This window comes from Legionella sp. 227 (assembly GCF_043161935.1).
In the GTDB taxonomy this organism is placed as follows: Bacteria; Pseudomonadota; Gammaproteobacteria; order Legionellales; family Legionellaceae; genus Legionella; species Legionella sheltonii.
Map to the genome: position 1 here is coordinate 1441488 of NZ_CP171154.1, position 17332 is coordinate 1458819.

The window sequence follows — 17332 nt, forward strand, 5'->3', positions numbered from 1 at the left end:
CTATGCCGTTGCTAAATAATTTTGGTCAAATTGATCTGTGTATTCTTGATAATTTCCTAAATGGACTAGCAGGCGCATTTGAACAGAAACTTAGACTACACGATCAAAGCCTACAGTCTTCGATGAGTTCACACATTCATGCTTTTGAGTTTGTTAAAATTGCCTTCGTCACCTATTTGGCAATGACTAAGATTGAATTATCTAAGCTTGTACAGAACAAATAAATATTGATTTAAGAATTTGTACAATCGATTGATTTCAGTAATGCATCAGTTCTATAGTTCAAGAAATACTTGAGCGCAGCTTAATGGGGTCAGGCCTTGAATTGTGAAGAAATTGGGGAACATTTTTGCTTGCATTATTTTAGTGTGCGTAAAATAGTCAAACAATTACGACTACAGTTTTGAAAATTCAAAATTCAAGGCCCGACCCCTTACGGGAGCATAGAAGTGAGAAGGATAAACGAGCAAAGGAACCAACGATGTTGGATTTGAAGTTAATTTAGAATTAAATAATAAAGGAATTTAAATGAAGTTTGCATGTAATATAGATAAAACAGATCGGGTAAACCGTACAATAATTGGTGCTGCATTGTGTCTTGCTGCGATCTTTGGAATGGGAAAGATTTTTTATATCACATTGGGTATTGTATTGATTTTAGAGGGCATTATCGGTTGGTGCTCTATCCCTTATTTGCTTGGAAAAATAAAGTTAAAGCGCTTAAAACGATAGATTTTTTCATAATGGTATGACTTTCTATTCATTTGCCAGGATAAAGAAATTAAAAGAAAATTTATTGGACGTCCCTATTTAAAAATTTTACAATTTAAGGCCTGACACCGTACGCTAACGCAGCCGTTTATCAAAGGCAGTCTTATCATTGGTTATTATTTGAAATAATACCTTGATGTTGAACGTCATCTTCAAAATATTTAATAAAAAACGTTTTAGTTAGTTTTGGATTATGTTTATTTTCTCTAACAAACTCCACTTCATAGCCGCTTTTTTTATAAAACTCCGGGGCTTGAAATGCACTGGTTACCAAGTTGATATTATTATAGCCTTTGCCTTTGAACTGATTTTCAAGAGTTTCAAGAAGCGTGCTCCCAATTTTATGCTTTCGATAATTGGAGTGCACCCACAGATCTTCCACGTAAATTTCTGCAAAGGCAGTGTATGCGGTTAATAGCCCAACTAAACGATTCTTTTTATCTCTAGCTGCAATGTAAAATAATGCATAATTACAAACAATGCCATGTTCCGCTTCGGCTGCGATATGACCTTTTTCGACTAAGTCCAACTCGGCTTGTTTTACAACCGCCTCATAATGATAACTGATTTCGTCCATACATTTTCCGCTCTCAATTAATTTAAAAAAGAATACCGTTACATCAAGAAAACTATCTAGATTTTTGGGGAGGGCTTTGTTAATGTTTTCACTTTATAGGATAAGTTTACAAAATCAAGATTAATCGAAAATGAACTTAATATTAATCATCGCGCTTGTTATAAACATGGTGGTTCTTCTACCTGTGATTGTCGGTTTTATTTTAGATGCACATTGGATTATCCAAGCATATGGACCCAAGACCCCAGCAAGACAAATATTACTATCAATCTATCTAGCAATTTTTGTATTATCTATCGCATTAATATTAATGCCTAATTCGCAAATCATAATTGCATTACTTACCATTCAAATAATTTATAAGATAACTACTCCTTTCACAGTTAATTCCTGGAGAAATCCAGTGGTGGTATCCAACTTAATTATTGCAATTAGTTTTCTAATTTTAATTTCTATATTTTTGGGGTTTCTTCTTTAATCAGATCAAAGTTCTGATTTGAACAAAATTAAAAAAGATTTTCCTCTTTGATTTAACTATACAATTTTAAATAAATACTTAATGGGGGCAGGCCTTGAGTGGCGAAGAAATTGGGGAATATTTTTGCTTGCTTTATTCGAGGGTGAATCAAAGAGTCAAAAAATTACGACTGCAGTTTTGAAATGTCACAATTCAAGGCCTGACCCCTTACGTTCGCTGTGAGTCAATGTTTCATCCTTTACTATTTTTAGATTCATACATTTTAGAATCGGCAAGAGTTATCATATCCTCAAGTGTTTGATGTTCTTTTTGATTGTATTCGATAATACCCACACTAAATTGAATAGAGTAATCCTTGATTTTTGCAGCTTCCAATGAGTCTTTTAGGCGTTGAATAATTCCAGGTACATATTTTCGCTTTAAGCCAGAACAAAATACGCAAAATTCATCACCACCCCAACGTGCGATTACATCGTAATATCGAAAGTTTTGGAGAAGAGCGTGCGCAAAAATCTTTAAAACCTTATCACCTTCCAAATGTCCGAATTCATCATTAATATGCTTAAATTTATCTAAATCAAAAAATAACAGGGTAAAAACTTGATTTTCACGTTGGCATTTTTGAAACAAATAGTCGGCTAATTTTAAAAAGCCTCTACGGTTCGATAAACCGGTTAATTCATCAGTTATGGAAACCTGTAATTGCTCTAAATCCATTTCCACCATTCGAGCCAGGTCATTAACCATTTTTTGATCAATGTCCAATTTTGATCTCGGCTTGTTGTCGATTAAACAAAATACGCCCACATTATATCCTTTAACTTGCAAAGGACATCCTAAATAAAATCTGAAATTGGGCTTTTTTAAGACAAAAGGATTATCATAAAATCGCTTATCTTGAGTAGCATCTTCAACTACCATAATTTTATCTGAAAGAATAACATGACCACAAAATGAAGTTTTCCGCGCAGCCTCTTTTATATTAATTCCTTGAGTAGATTTCATCCACTGGCGGTCAGCCTCAAGAAAAGATATGGCCGAAATAGGAACCTCAAAAAGTTTGCGCGCAATACGTGTTACTCTATCGAAACGCTCCTCTTTCTCCGTATCGAGGATGTGTAATTTGTAAAGCGTCGCTAAACGTTCCGCTTCATTTTTGGGTTTTTTCGGAGGAATCATTCATATTACCTAGCTTTTAAATTTAAAATATAATAAAAGTAGTCATTAAATAGTATATATCATTTATTTTAGATAAATTGATGCGAATGCTTAACTAAAAGAGTAAAGATAAGGCCTCATATTTTTTTGCTTCATAAGGGAACGTGTCAATGTTCTTATCTGATTAGGTGGATCATCAAGAGGGATAGGCCTTAATCAGCATCTCTGAGCGGTTCTGAACGCATGCATAGCAATATAATAACGCGTTCATATCCTGCCCCTATCAACAGCCGAGTCACTTTCCGATACTCTCTTTTCTTTTCACTTCAATGGGTCTTTGAATCGTAAGGCCATGCAAACGATAATTTTACAGTGATTTATTTTTAGGATGCATAAAAATTATCGTATTTTGATGAGATGGCAATCAAAGAAAATGAGTGCCATCTCAAAGCAACTACTCTTTAGGAATTAAAACGTGATCGATGACATGAATCACGCCATTAGACGCTTTCACATCCGCTTTTATAACCTCGACATTATTGACAAAAACTTTACCCTCTTTAACCGTCACATCAACATCTTGTCCGCTCAGTGTTTTAACCATTCCTGGTTTAATTTTATCAGAAGTAATGTCTCCACTGACGACATGATAAAGTAAAACAGCCTTCAGCTTCTCAGGATTTGCGAGAAGGGCATCTAAATCAGCTTTTGGAACACTGGCAAAAGCCTCATTGGTTGGTGCAAAAACCGTGAAAGGTCCTTTACCTTCAAGTGCACTGACAAGCCCCGCTTTTTTAAGTAAGGAAACAAGAGTTGAAAAATCTTTGTTGCCTTCAGCAACGTTAACTATTGTATCGTTTGCACTTGCTGCGATGCTGTACAGGGAAATGAGTGCAACTAAGAACAACTGTTTGATTAATTTCATATTAATATCCTTATGCGTTTTTAACATTATTTGAAGATTAGACTATTTTCTGATTGAAGCCATTTCAAATAGTCCTTAAATTAAGCCTGGTTTTAATAAACATTTACTATCAGTACGAATCAAATTTTTTATGATATAACACCTCCTTATTGCAAAGTTTTTTCTGAGACTTTTTTGTTGATGAAGATTATTTTGCCCGTTGACTTTACCTGTTATAAATTATCCGCAGCAATGGCGTACTCATGTTGCATTTTGATGAGCTTAAGCTTGCTGTCCTGGTATCGGTCACGATTTTTATCGACTAAAGTAATATGTCCAACCTTGCGCTTAGGATGAGATTTTTTACCATAATCATGATAATGGGCACCCGGTATCTCAAGGCATGATTGGATGGGGAACATCTTGCCAAGACAGTTGACTAACAAGCACTTGCTCATAAGCTCCGTAAGGCCTAAGGGTAGAGAAAAAATCGCACGTAAATGATTTTCAAACTGACTGGTTATTGCCCCTTCAATGGTTAGATGCCCAGAATTATGGACTCTTGGAGCCATTTCATTGACTATCAGCTCGCCATTATGGTGAAAAAATTCGATGGTTATAACTCCGACATAGCTTAAAGAATCCATAACCTTGCTGGCAATGTTTTGGGCTTTTTGTTGCAATAAATTATTATCTAACGGGGCTTCGGACCATTGAAGGATGCCATGATGATGTTGATTTCTAATGAGCGGATAAAATTGAATCTCTTCTTGCTGATTTCTCACCGCAATAAGCGATAGCTCCTCCTCAAAAGGAACAAACTGCTCCAAAATCAAATCACCTGACTGCATCAATTCCCAGGCTGTTGCTAAGTCAGACAACTCATGAAGAACATATTGTCCTTTGCCATCGTAGCCTAATCGTCTTGTTTTCAAAATGGCAGAGCTATTCCAACTTATAAAGGCATTCTGCAGTTCCTTTAGCGTTTCAATCGCAGTAAAACGAGCTGTTTTTATTTTTAACGAGTTTAAAAATGATTTTTCCAAAAAGCGATCTTGAGTGATTTGCAGCGCTTCAGTAGAGGGATAAAATGGAACTTTTTTGGCAATGAACTCAGCACAAGCCAAGGGTATGTTTTCTGTTTCAAAAGTGACGCAATCGACTTCATTGCAAAACGCAGTAAGTGCTTTCTCGTCATCAAATGATGCTGAAATGAGGCGCGTTAAATGGCGCACACAGGGACTAGGATCGGGTGATAGGCATACCGTACTAATTCCTAACGAGTGGGCAGCCAAAACCAGCATTTTTGCGAGTTGCCCACCACCTAAAATACCGAGTTTCATAATGACTCCAATTGGGGTTTATTGTTATCAAGAACCTTTTGGGTTTGTTGCGCCCGGTATTGATTCAAGCGTTCGCAAATCTCCGGGTTATTGTTGGCAAGGATTGCGGCGGCTAACAGTGCTGCATTAATTGCGCCTGCTTTGCCGACTGCTAATGTACCAACCGGTATACCTGCTGGCATTTGTACTATGGAAAGCAGTGAGTCCAGGCCATTAAGTAAGGAAGAAGGTATTGGGACACCCAAAACAGGAAGTCTGGTCATTGCGGCCATCATTCCTGGAAGATGTGCCGCACCTCCAGCACCCGCGATAATAATCTGTATTCCGCGTTCTGCAGCGTTTCGCGCATAGTCACAGAGTTTGTCTGGTGTCCGATGCGCCGATACAATTTCTGCCTCAAAAGAAATCTTTAAGCCCTCTAATGTTTTTGCGCTCTCAGAAAGTATTGGCCAATCACTTTGAGATCCCATAATGATGCCAACTAAAGGTTTTTCTTGCATTTCAATATACTCCTAATGGGGTTACTTTTTTAAGGGTTACAATAATCACAATATTGTGGCTCAGCTGCTTCTAACCCGTCTTTTCTTGGGTGAGTCTCCTGATAATCACATTGAATACAGCCCCAAACTTCGTGAAGGTAGAAGGAGGTGGGTGATGTGCACTCATTGCAAGGAAGACTGCCTGAGGTTTCTTTAAACCCAAAACCAGGAGCACAACAATTAGGGCAACAACATTGAATTCGATGAGCTAGTTTTTCTGCGAGTTCAGAAATCGCCTGCATCCTCAATGGATTCATCATGGCTCTCATATCCGTTGCAAGAAAGAGTTCTTTTTCTTGTTGGAAGCCAAGAGATAATGCAGTCTTGAGCGCCTCAATGTCTCTAATTCCTTTGGCAATAACCGTTTTCTCTTTGTTGGTTTGCAAGGTTAGAGCATGCTCGGGAAAACCTGCTTTTTCTAAAAAATCGTCAAGCTCTGTTTGTGGGGTAATGGTCATCATGCGATAATTTGTTTTGGTTGTTGTGTATTGCTCTGCAATCACCCAATTGTTTTTGCGATCTAAAAACACCATGATTTCATGGTCGCTGGGAATAAAGGGAAATGCAGGATGCGGACCAAAACTTCCTTCGCTAGCAACTGCTAATTCATAACCGTAGCGCTCTGCAGCATGTCTTGCTTTTAAAATACAGGTATCATAGGAACTTAATGTCCTTGCTATTTCACCAGTAAAGGTCCCAAATTGGTCAGTATCGAAATCGTGTACATCCAGTTTGCACGACAGTTTATCAGAAAATACTTTCGCAATTGCTTTTTCTTTCTCATGTTTTGAGGCAAGCAAAACCGACTGATTGCGATAATGCATGATTAAGCTCCCGCGGTTGAGTGGAAATAATCCACTCGGGCTACATCAACATCGGAAACAAACATGACCCCCGAATTCTGCTGCAATAAGGTTTTCATTCCTAAAGCAAGGGTTGCTATGACTTCCTCAGGAGCTACGGCAAGAAACATAATCAGTGACGCTCGGTCGTTGAATAATATTTTTCCTTCATGAAATCCATTATGGCCTTTACCTGAGATGTTGCGAAGCAAGGTAAACCCTGTGACTTTTGCCTCTTCCATCATCGAGCTGATGAGCTGTTCATGCTCACCAGAAACGATTATTTCTATTTTTTTCATTGGGTGGAGATTAATCCCAATATCCTTTCGTTCTTGAACTTTAATCACCTTCATTTTTTTCTCCTCATTAGCGAGCTAAAATCCAACTGCCATTTTGATTCAGTTTGTAGGCTTGACCATCACTTGGTTCAATGATGATGAGATGAACCCATTCATTGAAGAACAATGTTTTTAAAACCGCTTGACGCTCAATGATGCTTGATACGAGTGCTTTGGGTGCATGAACTACAGTCAACAGGCGTTGTGGCTGATGGTAAGGGGTTTCATCACTTCTCATCACTGATTGCAAAGGAAGTCCATGCATTAAATCACTGCCATTGCCCTGCATGATGCCCATTTTACCTGTGACATTGTGGGTTATTTTGCTGCCACTGCCGTAAGCAACATTATCGAGGGTTGAAAATAAATACTGGGTATTAATCCATTGAGCAACCACCATGGGTGCAGTGAGGATTGTTTCCAGGAAACTTCCTTCGGGGTCTTGTTCCCAGTCATAGGAATGTAAAAAGCATCGGCCATCAAGATGGATGTTTTTGGTTAAAGAACGGGGCGCCACAATAAACGCTGCATTGCGCGCAAGACCCCATTCAGGGCGCGTTTCAGACCAATCCTGACTCCTTCGCTGAATGTCTTGCTCTGCATGTTTTGAATTTAATTTGCGACCTCGTTCTAAATTATTGCTCGATTTTGCTTCCTCCAAATCGGCAAGTAACTGATTGAGCAGCGCTGGATAAATGACCTTACTTGATTTTAGGTTATAAAGCTCAATAGAGTCCGTTGTGGTGTTGTGAAGAGCACCATAAAACACAGTATCGATTGGAATGTGAATTCCTTTATCCTCTAAACCCCTTCTTACTTCCGTTTTATTTAGAATTGCTGCCAATAGTTTGGCGTTAATGCCCCCATGATTCCCGCCACAGGCACCACAATCTAGAGCCGATGCATAGGGATTATTTTCGGTGGAACTTCCATGACCGCAAAGAACAATCACTTTTGCAAAACCTGAAGAGAGCCCCATGAGGCGTAATACCGTTTCGGCATAGTCAATCTGCTCGCTTAAAGCGATGCCTTGCTCCAAATTAGCCTCATTTAATTCAAACGAGGGCTCTGTTTGGATTTGGGGGACAATTAAATGATTCAAGGCTTGACTTGTTTTCTTGGTATAGTTAGGAGCTAACGATTGCAGCACCATCTTCAGGCCACACCAAGCCCCAAGGGTTTCAACCAAAGCAAAAGGCGTTGCAAAATTATATTTTAATTCTTGATAGACCTTGCCAAGAGTGGTCTTAACCGTCTTGCCCTGTTGGTGTTGTTCAATAAAGGCCTTATTTGCTGCGCTTGGTTTTTCATCAACACGATAACGGGGCTTTAATAATACTGGGCAACAGTCTTTTGTTTTGCCACTCTCAAACTCTTGCACACGAATAGGTATACCAAAAAAGCCGGCAAATCCTAAAGTTTCATAATTTCCCAGTTTCTCTATAGCCCGGCGAATTGGTTCGGAGCGGACATCGATACAAAACACCAGTTGCGCATCTGCTCTTTGAGTCTTGGTTGTCCGCTGATTGACTGCAGGTAGTAGTGCTTTTAGCAATTCCTGCTCGTAGTGTTTTTCATTGCGTTTTATTTTTTTAAGAGCGTCCTGAACCAAAGAGCCATCTCCTTCGCTTTTTTTTTCCAGACCTGCATCAGGCCAGAGCAAACAGGTAATAACCAGGCGCACCGCAAGAAAGTCAGTGAGTGTAACCGGTATTTTGTCTGCTGTTGTTGGATGGTGCCAGTGAGTTTTCCATTTCACAAAACCCGCCCAACCTGGCAGATAAAGAAAGGTTTGAGTAATGAATTCTTCTGCTTTTTCTTTGGGTACATTAAGTTTTTTCAGGCAATGAATAATTGCCTCTTCAGCAGATTCAGGCAAGCTCATTAGCCATTGTTTTGCCTCTTTCTTATTCTCATGAAGTTTTTTATCAAAACACGCTAGTTTCAAAAATCCAAAATAGAACCCTTTGTCTCGATAGGGCATTTCAATAGCACCTTGTCCAGCATCAAAAAAACCGCCACACCATTTAATCATCTGCAGGTTGACGTTTTCTAAAGCCCGATTGCGGGAAACTTCCTTTCGTCGAAATCCGCCTTGTGCTAAAGCCTCTTCAAAACTTTGCGCTTCAAATCCTTGTAAGGGGTTGCATGCGATAAACGTTTCTAGCGGCCAAACCGGGGCAATCCGTTGGGCAGCGTTATCCACTAATGCACGGACTTCGAGTCTCTTGTTTGGAGTTTTGACTGAAGCCGTTGTTTTCAAAGGCTGCTCATTTATTTTTTCTTCATTCGCCATTGCTTTTGCTCTGCTCATGGTTACTCCTCAGGATAATTAGTATTTATAATCAGACCGTAATGTGGTTACCGTTTGTGGGGCGGGTTGGCTTTGATTGAATAAGTTCATGTAGAGCCAGCACCAGAAATTTGATTCTTTAATTTTTCTCGTAAACCCAAGGTTAAATAGCAGCCAGGGGAGTACAAGCAGAACTAAAGCAATCAGATGCAGTATTGATAGCTTGGGTAAGTAATACTGAGTTAAGTTAGGAAGAAGTGCTTCAATCAGATGAATGCTTGCTCCGTATATCAAGCCAGCTAAGGAAGAAATCAAGAGGCCAAGTGTCATGTTAATGATGGACAAGCGATTGTTCATCACGGTGAGCATCAGTTGTACTCCTGCAATGAATGCAAATACCAGTAAGAACGAGGTTGCCTGCAAAGACAGGATTGGCTTATTCGTCATGAATGCAAAACCAAGCATGCCTAAGAAGCCGCCACTGCACGCAATTAAAAAGAGAAGCGGTTTGTATGCAGGGGCTTTAGGTTCATTGGTTTTTTGAGCAATGACAGAGCCCGAATTTAGGAACAAATAGGCTTTAAATAAACCATGCCAACACAAGTGAGCCACCGCGGCGGCAAATAATCCTAAACCGCATTGCATCATCATAAATCCCATTTGCGCTAAGGTAGAGCACGCCAGCATTTTCTTGATGTCATGCTGCATGAGCTTCCAAAAGGTTCCTAAAAATGCTGAGAGGGTTCCAAGAATGAATACAGTCATTAGTAAGTGACTCGATGCTGCAAAGAGCGGGGCAAATTTGACAATCAGGATGCCACCGCCATTGACAAGACCTGCATGCATCAGTGCGGAAACCGGGGTTGGTGAATTTAAAGAGCTAATCAACCAGCGATGAAACGGCCAAATGGCAGATTGAGTCAATGCCGTGAGTGTCATCAACGTCATCGCTGGCATGAACACGGCGGAGCTTGCTATATCGTTCTGATTTATAGCTTGAATGGATGCAGTGTCAGTACTTAAGGTGATTAAGATAAAAGCGGCTAACAAGCTGATACTTCCTACTAATAAAGTATTGAAGGTAAGCCGACCTGAATTTTTTGCCGCAGTCCATTCGCTCTTATGAACCATTAAAGCAATTAATAGCAGGTTACTTAGCGACCAGGAGCACCAAAACAGAAAAAGATTATCGGCAAGAACCATAACTACAGCACTAAGCGTAATCGCTGAGAGAGTGCAAAAATAACGCGAATAGAGTCGGTCGCCATCCATGTACCTTAGTGAAAATCGATGAACAATAAAGCTCACCAATAAAACTAAAGTACATAATAACAGGGCTAAGGTATTAAGGCTGGTGAGTAGATAAATCATCGGCATTTCCGAAAAGCGCAAGCAGCTTAACAAAATAACGCCGATTACAAATCCAAAACCAATCAATACACCTGCCCAGCGAGCGGCAGAGGCAGCTCTTTTCCTGCCACTAAAACAGTTAATGAACAGGGCGAGGGTTGGACATGCCAGAAGCGCCCCACATAAAAGAAGTATTATTGTATTCACAGCATTCCTCATTAGAAAATGTTTTGCTACAATGAAAATATATAAGATAAACTTATATTAGTAAAATTAATAATTTTTATAACTTTAATTAGGATTTCTAATGAGTCTTGATACCGTAACCTTGCAATGCTTTTTGGCGGTTGCTGAAACCCAAAGTTTTACAAAAGCAGCTGTTCGGGTGGGACGCACTCAATCCGCAGTGAGTCAGCAGATTGCAAAACTCGAGCAGTTGATTGAAAAACCATTAATTCTTCGTGGACGGGAGTTGTCTCTGACCCCTGATGGCGAGCTTTTTTTAGGCTATGCCAAAAGAATTTATGAACTGCATCGCGAATCACTCGACCGATTTAAAGCACCAGAACTTCATGGGGAACTTCGATTTGGTTTGCCTGAGGATTTTGCGTCAATGTTTTTATCGGATGTGTTGGTGGAGTTTTCACGACTGCATCCACGGGTGATGCTGAATGTTGAGTGCGAACTGACTCTTAATTTAATCGAACGTTTTAATCACGGCGATTTTGATTTGATATTAATTAAAACCAATCAAAGAAATCAAATTGCTGAGGGTGTAGATGTGTGGAATGAGTCAGTGGATTGGGTGGGTAAGAGAGAGCTTCTCACTCAACTCAATAAAAACACACCAATTCCGCTGGTGCTCTCACCAACACCTTGTGTTTATCGTGGAAACGTGATTCATTCTCTAGAGAATCATCATTTAAACTGGCGTCTGGTGTTCAGCAGTCAAAGCTATACTGGAAAAATGGCTGCAGTGCGCGCAGGGTTAGGCATTACTGCCATACAACGCAGCATGATTCCCAATGATCTTGACCGACTTGATGAGGATTTTTTACCTAAATTAAACGACATTCATGTCTCCTTGCTAAAAAAGAAAGAGCCCAATAAAGCAATCGAGTCCCTTGAGTTTTTTTTATTGAAAAAATTAAAGCACTAGTTTTTTACGATTAAAAAAGGATAGTAGTAAAGAAATGAATTCAATTACTGATGTTTTAGATAGACCAACACTGATATCGATTGCACTCATTAGCTTAATAGCAAGCTTATTCACATTAAGTATTCCGATTGCTGCACAGACATTAATCAATTTAATTGCTTTTGGTAAATTAATGCAGCCCGTAGTGACCTTGAGTCTGATTGTGTTCATCTTAATGGCGGCACTGGGTGCCTTAAATGTTTGGCAAACTGTAATTCTTGAAGTCATTCAGCAAAAATTGATGGTAAAAATAAGTCTAAACCTCACCAATCATTTTACCCGTCTGTCACTTGATAGTTTTTCAACGCATCATGGTCCTGAGCTGGTCAATCGTTTTTTTGAAGTGGCTACCATCAATAAATCACTTTCCAGTCTTTTGCTTTATGGGGTTAATTTAGGATTACAGCTTTTTTTGGGGTTATTACTTCTCCTCATTTACCATCCCCTATTTATCATTTTTGACGTAGCTATCATTCTCAGTCTCTTGTTAATTATTTTTATCCCCTTTCGTAAGGGATTAGAAAGTGCAAAAAAAGAATGTGCCGAAAAACATCAAGTGGGTGCCTGGCTTGAAGAACTTCTAATCAATCGATTTTTATTCCGGTTTAGTAATTATAATCACTACGCCACGTTACAATCCGACAAGCATTTGGTTTCTTTTTTAAATGCAAGGAAAACTCATTTTAAACAACTGATTAAGCATCAAATTGGTTTTTATCTGCTGGCGGCCTTTTCAAGTAGCCTCCTTTTGGGATTAGGAGGATATCTTGTGATTAAAAATCAATTGAGTTTAGGACAACTGGTAGCTGCTGAAATTGTTCTTGGTGCATTGATTTATGCATTTAAACGATTTGGTGTTCTTCTTGAGAATTATTATGATTTAATTGCCTCCAAGAATAAGATTGATGTAGTCCTCAATTTACCCTTAGAAGAAATTAAAATCGATCTCAATGCTTTATTGGTGCCTATCCAAACCATAGAAATAAAATTCCCAAATAAGAGTCAAGCAATTGCTTCTTTGAATAAACCTCTATTTATTTATTCTCAGGATGCACAGAGTTGTAAAACATTTTCTGAATCACTGCTAGGATTTGGGAAAAAATATGAAATGCACGTTCAAGTCAATCAACAATTATGCAATGAAAAGCATCGAGCAGCACTTCGAGAATACAGTTTATTGTTACGAAGACCTGAATGGTTTGTAGGCAGCATTTATGACAACTTAGTACTAAACCATAAGAGTATCTCTCCTAAACAGGTTATGGAGCAGCTCAATCATTTCGGACTTTCTGAAAAAATAGTACATCAACCTTTAGGTTTAAAAGCGGTTATTTATGATTGGCAAAATGAATTTACCGAGTTTGAGCTTATTGCACTCATGATCGTACGAATTATCTTGCTTGAGCCTCAGTTACTGATTATTGACCGTACTTTTGATGGATTGGAGCGCGATAAAATTGACTTGCTCATGGCACCATTGCTGAACTTAAAAAATACCCTGATGATTTTAGTTAGCCAAACTCATGAATTTAAAGAAATATCAAATTACGCGGTGCTTCCATGAAATTACATGCCTATACGATGATCGCCAAACTCCCCAAGCCCCAAAAAATCGCCAAAATCATTGTTCTTATTGCTTTGATTCTCATTTTATTTTTAATTTTTACCCCCTGGCAACAGTTTGCTCTTGGCAATGGAAAAGTGATTGCTTATTCCCCCACTGAGCGACTTCATACATTGAACTCGCCAATCAATGGACGCATTAAAAAATGGTATGTTGATGAGGGAATGAAGGTACAGCCTGGTGATCTTATCGTTGAAATCAGCGATATTGATCCTCAATTATTAAAGCGATTGGAATTAGAAAAAAAAGCTATCGAATTGCGGATACAGGCAGCACAGCAATCCATAATAGCCGGAAAAGCCAATCTAGAACGTCAAAAAAGATTGTATCAGCAAGGAATTAATTCAAAGCGTCAGTTTGAATTGGCACAAATTGAATATTCGAAATACCAAAGTGAGTTAGCACAAGCAAATATTGATCTAGTCGATGTTGATGTGCGAATTGCCCGTCAGCAAACACAACTCATAAAAGCACATGTCGCGGGAGTAATTTTTAAACGGTTGACAGGTCAAGAGAGTGTCGTCATTAAAGCAGGGGATGTTTTAGCGCAAATTATTCCCGACACACAATCGCGCGCAGTGGAGTTATGGATTGATGGCAATGATATTCCGTTTGTTCAACTTCATCAAAAAGCGCGATTACAGTTTGAAGGATGGCCTGCAATCCAATTTAGAGGTTGGCCAGAAATTGCTGTAGGTACCTTTGGTGGTACGGTAGCCTTTATAGATCCCACAGACAATGGAATGGGGCTATTTCGTGCCGTCATTGTCCCAGATGAGCCTTGGCCTCAACCTCGATTTTTAAGGCAAGGCGTGCGTGTTCATGGTTGGGTTCAATTAGGCGAAGTCCCTTTATGGTATGAATTGTGGCGCCAATTTAATGGCTTTCCGCCCGAAAGTACTCCCGAGAAGAATTCGTTAAGTACTCCAGGGAAGAATCCGTCATGATTCGATTTTTTACTCATACTGGTTTTAAATATCAGCTCATTCTAGGTTTGATGTGTTGTTTTCCCTCGGTTGTCAGTGTGGCAAGTGAAGACCCTCAATTAACCCTAGATAAGGTGCTTCAGAGCGTGACTGAGTATTATCCCAAAATTAAAATAGCACGTTTGGAAATTACAAAGGCTCAAGGCGCACATTTGAGTGCGTTGGGAAAGTTCGATCCCTCTCTTGATGCAAGCACTCGATCCCAGCCAGCGGGTGGTTATATCAATAATTACGGAGATACCCAGATTAGTGTTCCTACTTTTTATAATGGAGTCCAATTATTTGCTGGGTATCGAAATGGCAATGGAAACTGGCCTATTTATTATCAAAATTACTTAACGAATTCAGGTGGAGAATACCGAGCTGGTTTATCATTACCTTTACTTCGAGATCGATTGATTGATAAGGAGCGAACCGATTTATTAACTACCGCTGAGTCCATTGAGTTGAAAAAACACGACATGGAAGCAATAAAAATTAAGATATATCAGGAAACGATTAAAGCCTATTGGCAATGGGTAGAAGCAGGGTGGCAATTAAAAACCTTTAAAGAGTTATTAAAATTAGCGCGAAAGCGACAAGTTGCCATTGAGCAGCAAGCAAATCAGGGCGATCTCGCGCGACTTGCAATCACTGAAAACACACAACAAATAGTCCAAAGAGAGCAGTTGCTTAATCAAGGGAGAATGATATTCGAACAAGCTGCAATAAATTTATCTTTGTATTATCGAGATGAACGAGGGAACCCCAAAACTCCATCGGAACACAGTCTGCCTTCCCAGATTTGGATGCAGCAACGTCAATTAGCCCAAGGATTCCCTCAGTTAATTCGCCATCCTGCATTACAGAAACTGCGAAACTACTCAAAAATAATAAGACTGAAGCGTGATTTAGCGAAAAATGAGTTGCTCCCCAATTTGGATGCTACTGCATCTACTTTTAAGCAAAACGGTAGTGGCGGATATCCTGCGTTAATTCCTCAGGCAGCTTTTATCGGAGTTTCTTTCAAATTTCCTGTATTACGACGAGAAGCCAAAGGAAAATTAATTCGTACCCAAAGTGAGCTGGAGCAAATACGCGCGGAAAAAAAGTTTATGTATGAGCAGCTTAGAAATGAACTCACCAATCTTTATATTGGGATAAGAAGAATGCGTCAACAAGTCGCTTTCTTAAAAAAAGAATATTCTTTGGCACTAAAGGTGCAACAGGGAGAGACAAAAAAATTCACTGAAGGGGACAGTACATTGTTCCTTGTGAATCAACGAGAGCAATTAACTACCCAGGTGAAACTGAATTGGATAAATGCTCAAGTGCAACAGGAAGAGTTAAAAGATTTGGCACGTTTCTTTTCCTCAACGAATTTGGAAAAGTAAAATCGAAAATACAGGAAGTATTTTAATTGATGCCAATTGATGGAAAGGAGCGCTAAGGACAAGTCGATACTCATCTTTTTGCTCGAATTATGAGTCAATTTTTACCAGAGCAGAGAAGAATGCATCACGTAGTGAGCGAAGTGACCGAGAAAATTCGTGAACGCAGCAGCAAAGCAGAGGTTATTTAAATCACCTCGAAAAATCACCCATCAAAGGCGCACAAGGTGTGTATTACGCTGTAGTAATTGGCACATGGTTTTAGGTGGTGAACTGATATTCTTAGGATTGAGGATTTAGCAACCCAAATTATCTCAAAATCAGAGTGAATACTGTAACAGTAATGCAGCCAAACCGTGCCAAAGCCTTTTTCAAATAAGGCATAAGGTAGGGTTCACGCCGAACATAATTGCCTATCTTTGTTTCATGACGATCAAATACTGTTCATTTGTTTTGAGTTTTAGTATAATTATTACAAAACTTTACTTAAATGATACATTTGAAGAGGTGGTTTTAGTGAGTCATTATTTATATGTTCCTTTTAAAAAGAAAGCAGTTCCGCCAAACCTAAAAAAAATCATCGATGAATGGTTGTTATTAGAGGCAAAGCAAAATCATGACGTTCTAGTCTGTTACCATGGTGAGAAAAAATTATGCCAACTACCAAGCAACAGCAAAGTTTCTGTACTATTTTCGGGTAAGCCTGGTAAAAAGTCTCTTCTTCATGGGCTTGAGCAGGTAAAAACTGAAACATTAAGATTTTTTGAAAATTTGTCTTTGCACCTAAGGGTCACAGATGAAAGTAACAACTCAATATTAGTCCCTGAAGTTGCTGATAAAATGAAAGAAGATGGCTTGCTTGATGACTTTAAAGGGAGGTTACAGATTAACCTTATTTATCTTGATGCAAACAGAAAAGAAGCATCCATCATGACTCACTCATTTTTAAACTCACTTAAAAAGTACAAAGAACACGAAAACGGAGCAATTAGGCTTCAATTCCTCTCTAATAACCTACCAGAGAAAGCTAATTTCCATCAAACGGACCGAACCAAAAAAACAAAATTAGAATTATTTAGAGAACAAGCACAACAGGGTGAGTGCTGCATGTATAACAGCAAAGAGAATTATCCTAAACTGTCACTTGCTGAGATCGCTCCTGTAATTAAAGATTATTATCAGTACAAATCATCAAGATGCTGCGGCTTATCGGGCCTATTAAAGTTGAATTGGTTTTTTTCCAGTACTGCAAGCACGGAAGCAATTAAGCATCTTAGTGATGAAAAAATATCTGATATTGAACGATTTGCTTACGCTTCTCGTTTCATAAAATACTATAAGGAAAACCATTTATTCCAGTTTCTTGCGCCAGCACTTGAAAAAGGATTGATACAACACCAGGCCAATTGGGATATTGAGCCCATGCACTCGAGTGAATTACAGCTTTAGCGATGCGCTTATGGGGCGTCATGACGAGAAATTTTAGGCTAGAGAAGTCGCATTGATCAATTTCTGAATGTCGCTGGTTGGACTCTAATCCAATTCAATGTAATTTGGTTGT

The 17332-nt window shown here is 39.0% G+C and carries 15 protein-coding genes; 6 read left to right on the forward strand and 9 right to left on the reverse strand.

Going from position 1 to position 17332, the window contains the following annotated elements:
- Positions 1 to 528 precede the first annotated feature (528 nt).
- The gene (locus tag ACF8MK_RS06215; RefSeq protein WP_392538599.1) at positions 529 to 732 is read left to right on the forward strand and encodes a DUF2892 domain-containing protein; all 204 of its coding nucleotides are present in this window, start codon (positions 529 to 531) and stop codon (positions 730 to 732) included.
- A gap of 145 nt (positions 733 to 877) precedes the next feature.
- Here ACF8MK_RS06215 and ACF8MK_RS06220 read toward each other — a convergent pair whose 3' ends face one another.
- The 9 genes from ACF8MK_RS06220 to ACF8MK_RS06260 form a co-directional block, all read right to left on the reverse strand.
- Positions 878 to 1348 carry a GNAT family N-acetyltransferase gene (locus ACF8MK_RS06220; protein ID WP_392538600.1) on the reverse strand — a complete coding sequence of 157 codons (471 nt, stop codon included), beginning with the start codon at positions 1346 to 1348 and terminating at the stop codon, positions 878 to 880.
- Positions 1349 to 2057: 709 nt separating this feature from the next.
- Positions 2058 to 3005 (reverse strand): diguanylate cyclase, encoded by a 948-nt coding sequence (locus ACF8MK_RS06225; RefSeq protein ID WP_392538601.1) that lies wholly within the window; start codon positions 3003 to 3005, stop codon positions 2058 to 2060.
- 433 nt (positions 3006 to 3438) lie between these two features.
- The gene (locus ACF8MK_RS06230; RefSeq protein WP_392538602.1) at positions 3439 to 3909 is read right to left on the reverse strand and encodes a fasciclin domain-containing protein; all 471 of its coding nucleotides are present in this window, start codon (positions 3907 to 3909) and stop codon (positions 3439 to 3441) included.
- Positions 3910 to 4121: 212 nt separating this feature from the next.
- Entirely contained in the window at positions 4122 to 5231 is a 1110-nt protein-coding gene (locus ACF8MK_RS06235) for a 5-(carboxyamino)imidazole ribonucleotide synthase (RefSeq protein WP_392538603.1), read from the reverse strand.
- On the reverse strand, positions 5228 to 5731 hold the full coding sequence (gene purE, locus ACF8MK_RS06240; RefSeq protein ID WP_392538604.1) for a 5-(carboxyamino)imidazole ribonucleotide mutase: 504 nt from the start codon (positions 5729 to 5731) through the stop codon (positions 5228 to 5230). Before purE ends, ACF8MK_RS06235 begins: the two co-directional genes overlap by 4 nt.
- Positions 5732 to 5760: 29 nt before the next feature.
- Complete coding sequence (locus ACF8MK_RS06245; RefSeq protein ID WP_392538605.1) at positions 5761 to 6594, reverse strand: DUF6671 family protein; 834 nt, start codon at positions 6592 to 6594, stop codon at positions 5761 to 5763.
- Positions 6595 to 6596: 2 nt separating this feature from the next.
- The gene (locus tag ACF8MK_RS06250) at positions 6597 to 6965 is read right to left on the reverse strand and encodes a P-II family nitrogen regulator (protein ID WP_392538606.1); all 369 of its coding nucleotides are present in this window, start codon (positions 6963 to 6965) and stop codon (positions 6597 to 6599) included.
- A gap of 13 nt (positions 6966 to 6978) precedes the next feature.
- Positions 6979 to 9264, reverse strand: coding sequence for a DUF2309 domain-containing protein (locus tag ACF8MK_RS06255; RefSeq protein WP_392538607.1), 2286 nt, complete (start codon positions 9262 to 9264; stop codon positions 6979 to 6981).
- A gap of 18 nt (positions 9265 to 9282) precedes the next feature.
- The gene (locus ACF8MK_RS06260) at positions 9283 to 10800 is read right to left on the reverse strand and encodes a proton-conducting transporter membrane subunit (protein WP_392538608.1); all 1518 of its coding nucleotides are present in this window, start codon (positions 10798 to 10800) and stop codon (positions 9283 to 9285) included.
- Positions 10801 to 10900: 100 nt separating this feature from the next.
- Between ACF8MK_RS06260 and ACF8MK_RS06265 the strand changes: the two genes are divergently transcribed.
- The 5 genes from ACF8MK_RS06265 to ACF8MK_RS06285 all read left to right on the forward strand — a co-directional run bounded on the left by ACF8MK_RS06265 (position 10901) and on the right by ACF8MK_RS06285 (position 17220).
- Positions 10901 to 11752 carry a LysR substrate-binding domain-containing protein gene (locus ACF8MK_RS06265; protein WP_392538609.1) on the forward strand — a complete coding sequence of 284 codons (852 nt, stop codon included), beginning with the start codon at positions 10901 to 10903 and terminating at the stop codon, positions 11750 to 11752.
- Positions 11753 to 11786: 34 nt separating this feature from the next.
- On the forward strand, positions 11787 to 13355 hold the full coding sequence (locus ACF8MK_RS06270) for an ABC transporter transmembrane domain-containing protein (RefSeq protein WP_392538610.1): 1569 nt from the start codon (positions 11787 to 11789) through the stop codon (positions 13353 to 13355).
- Entirely contained in the window at positions 13352 to 14362 is a 1011-nt protein-coding gene (locus tag ACF8MK_RS06275) for an HlyD family secretion protein (RefSeq protein WP_028381659.1), read from the forward strand. Before ACF8MK_RS06270 ends, ACF8MK_RS06275 begins: the two co-directional genes overlap by 4 nt.
- 50 nt (positions 14363 to 14412) lie before the next feature.
- Positions 14413 to 15774 carry a TolC family protein gene (locus ACF8MK_RS06280; RefSeq protein ID WP_392538928.1) on the forward strand — a complete coding sequence of 454 codons (1362 nt, stop codon included), beginning with the start codon at positions 14413 to 14415 and terminating at the stop codon, positions 15772 to 15774.
- A gap of 513 nt (positions 15775 to 16287) precedes the next feature.
- Positions 16288 to 17220, forward strand: a complete 933-nt coding sequence (locus ACF8MK_RS06285; protein WP_392538611.1) for a hypothetical protein — start codon at positions 16288 to 16290, stop codon at positions 17218 to 17220.
- The last annotated feature ends 112 nt before the right edge of the window (positions 17221 to 17332 follow it).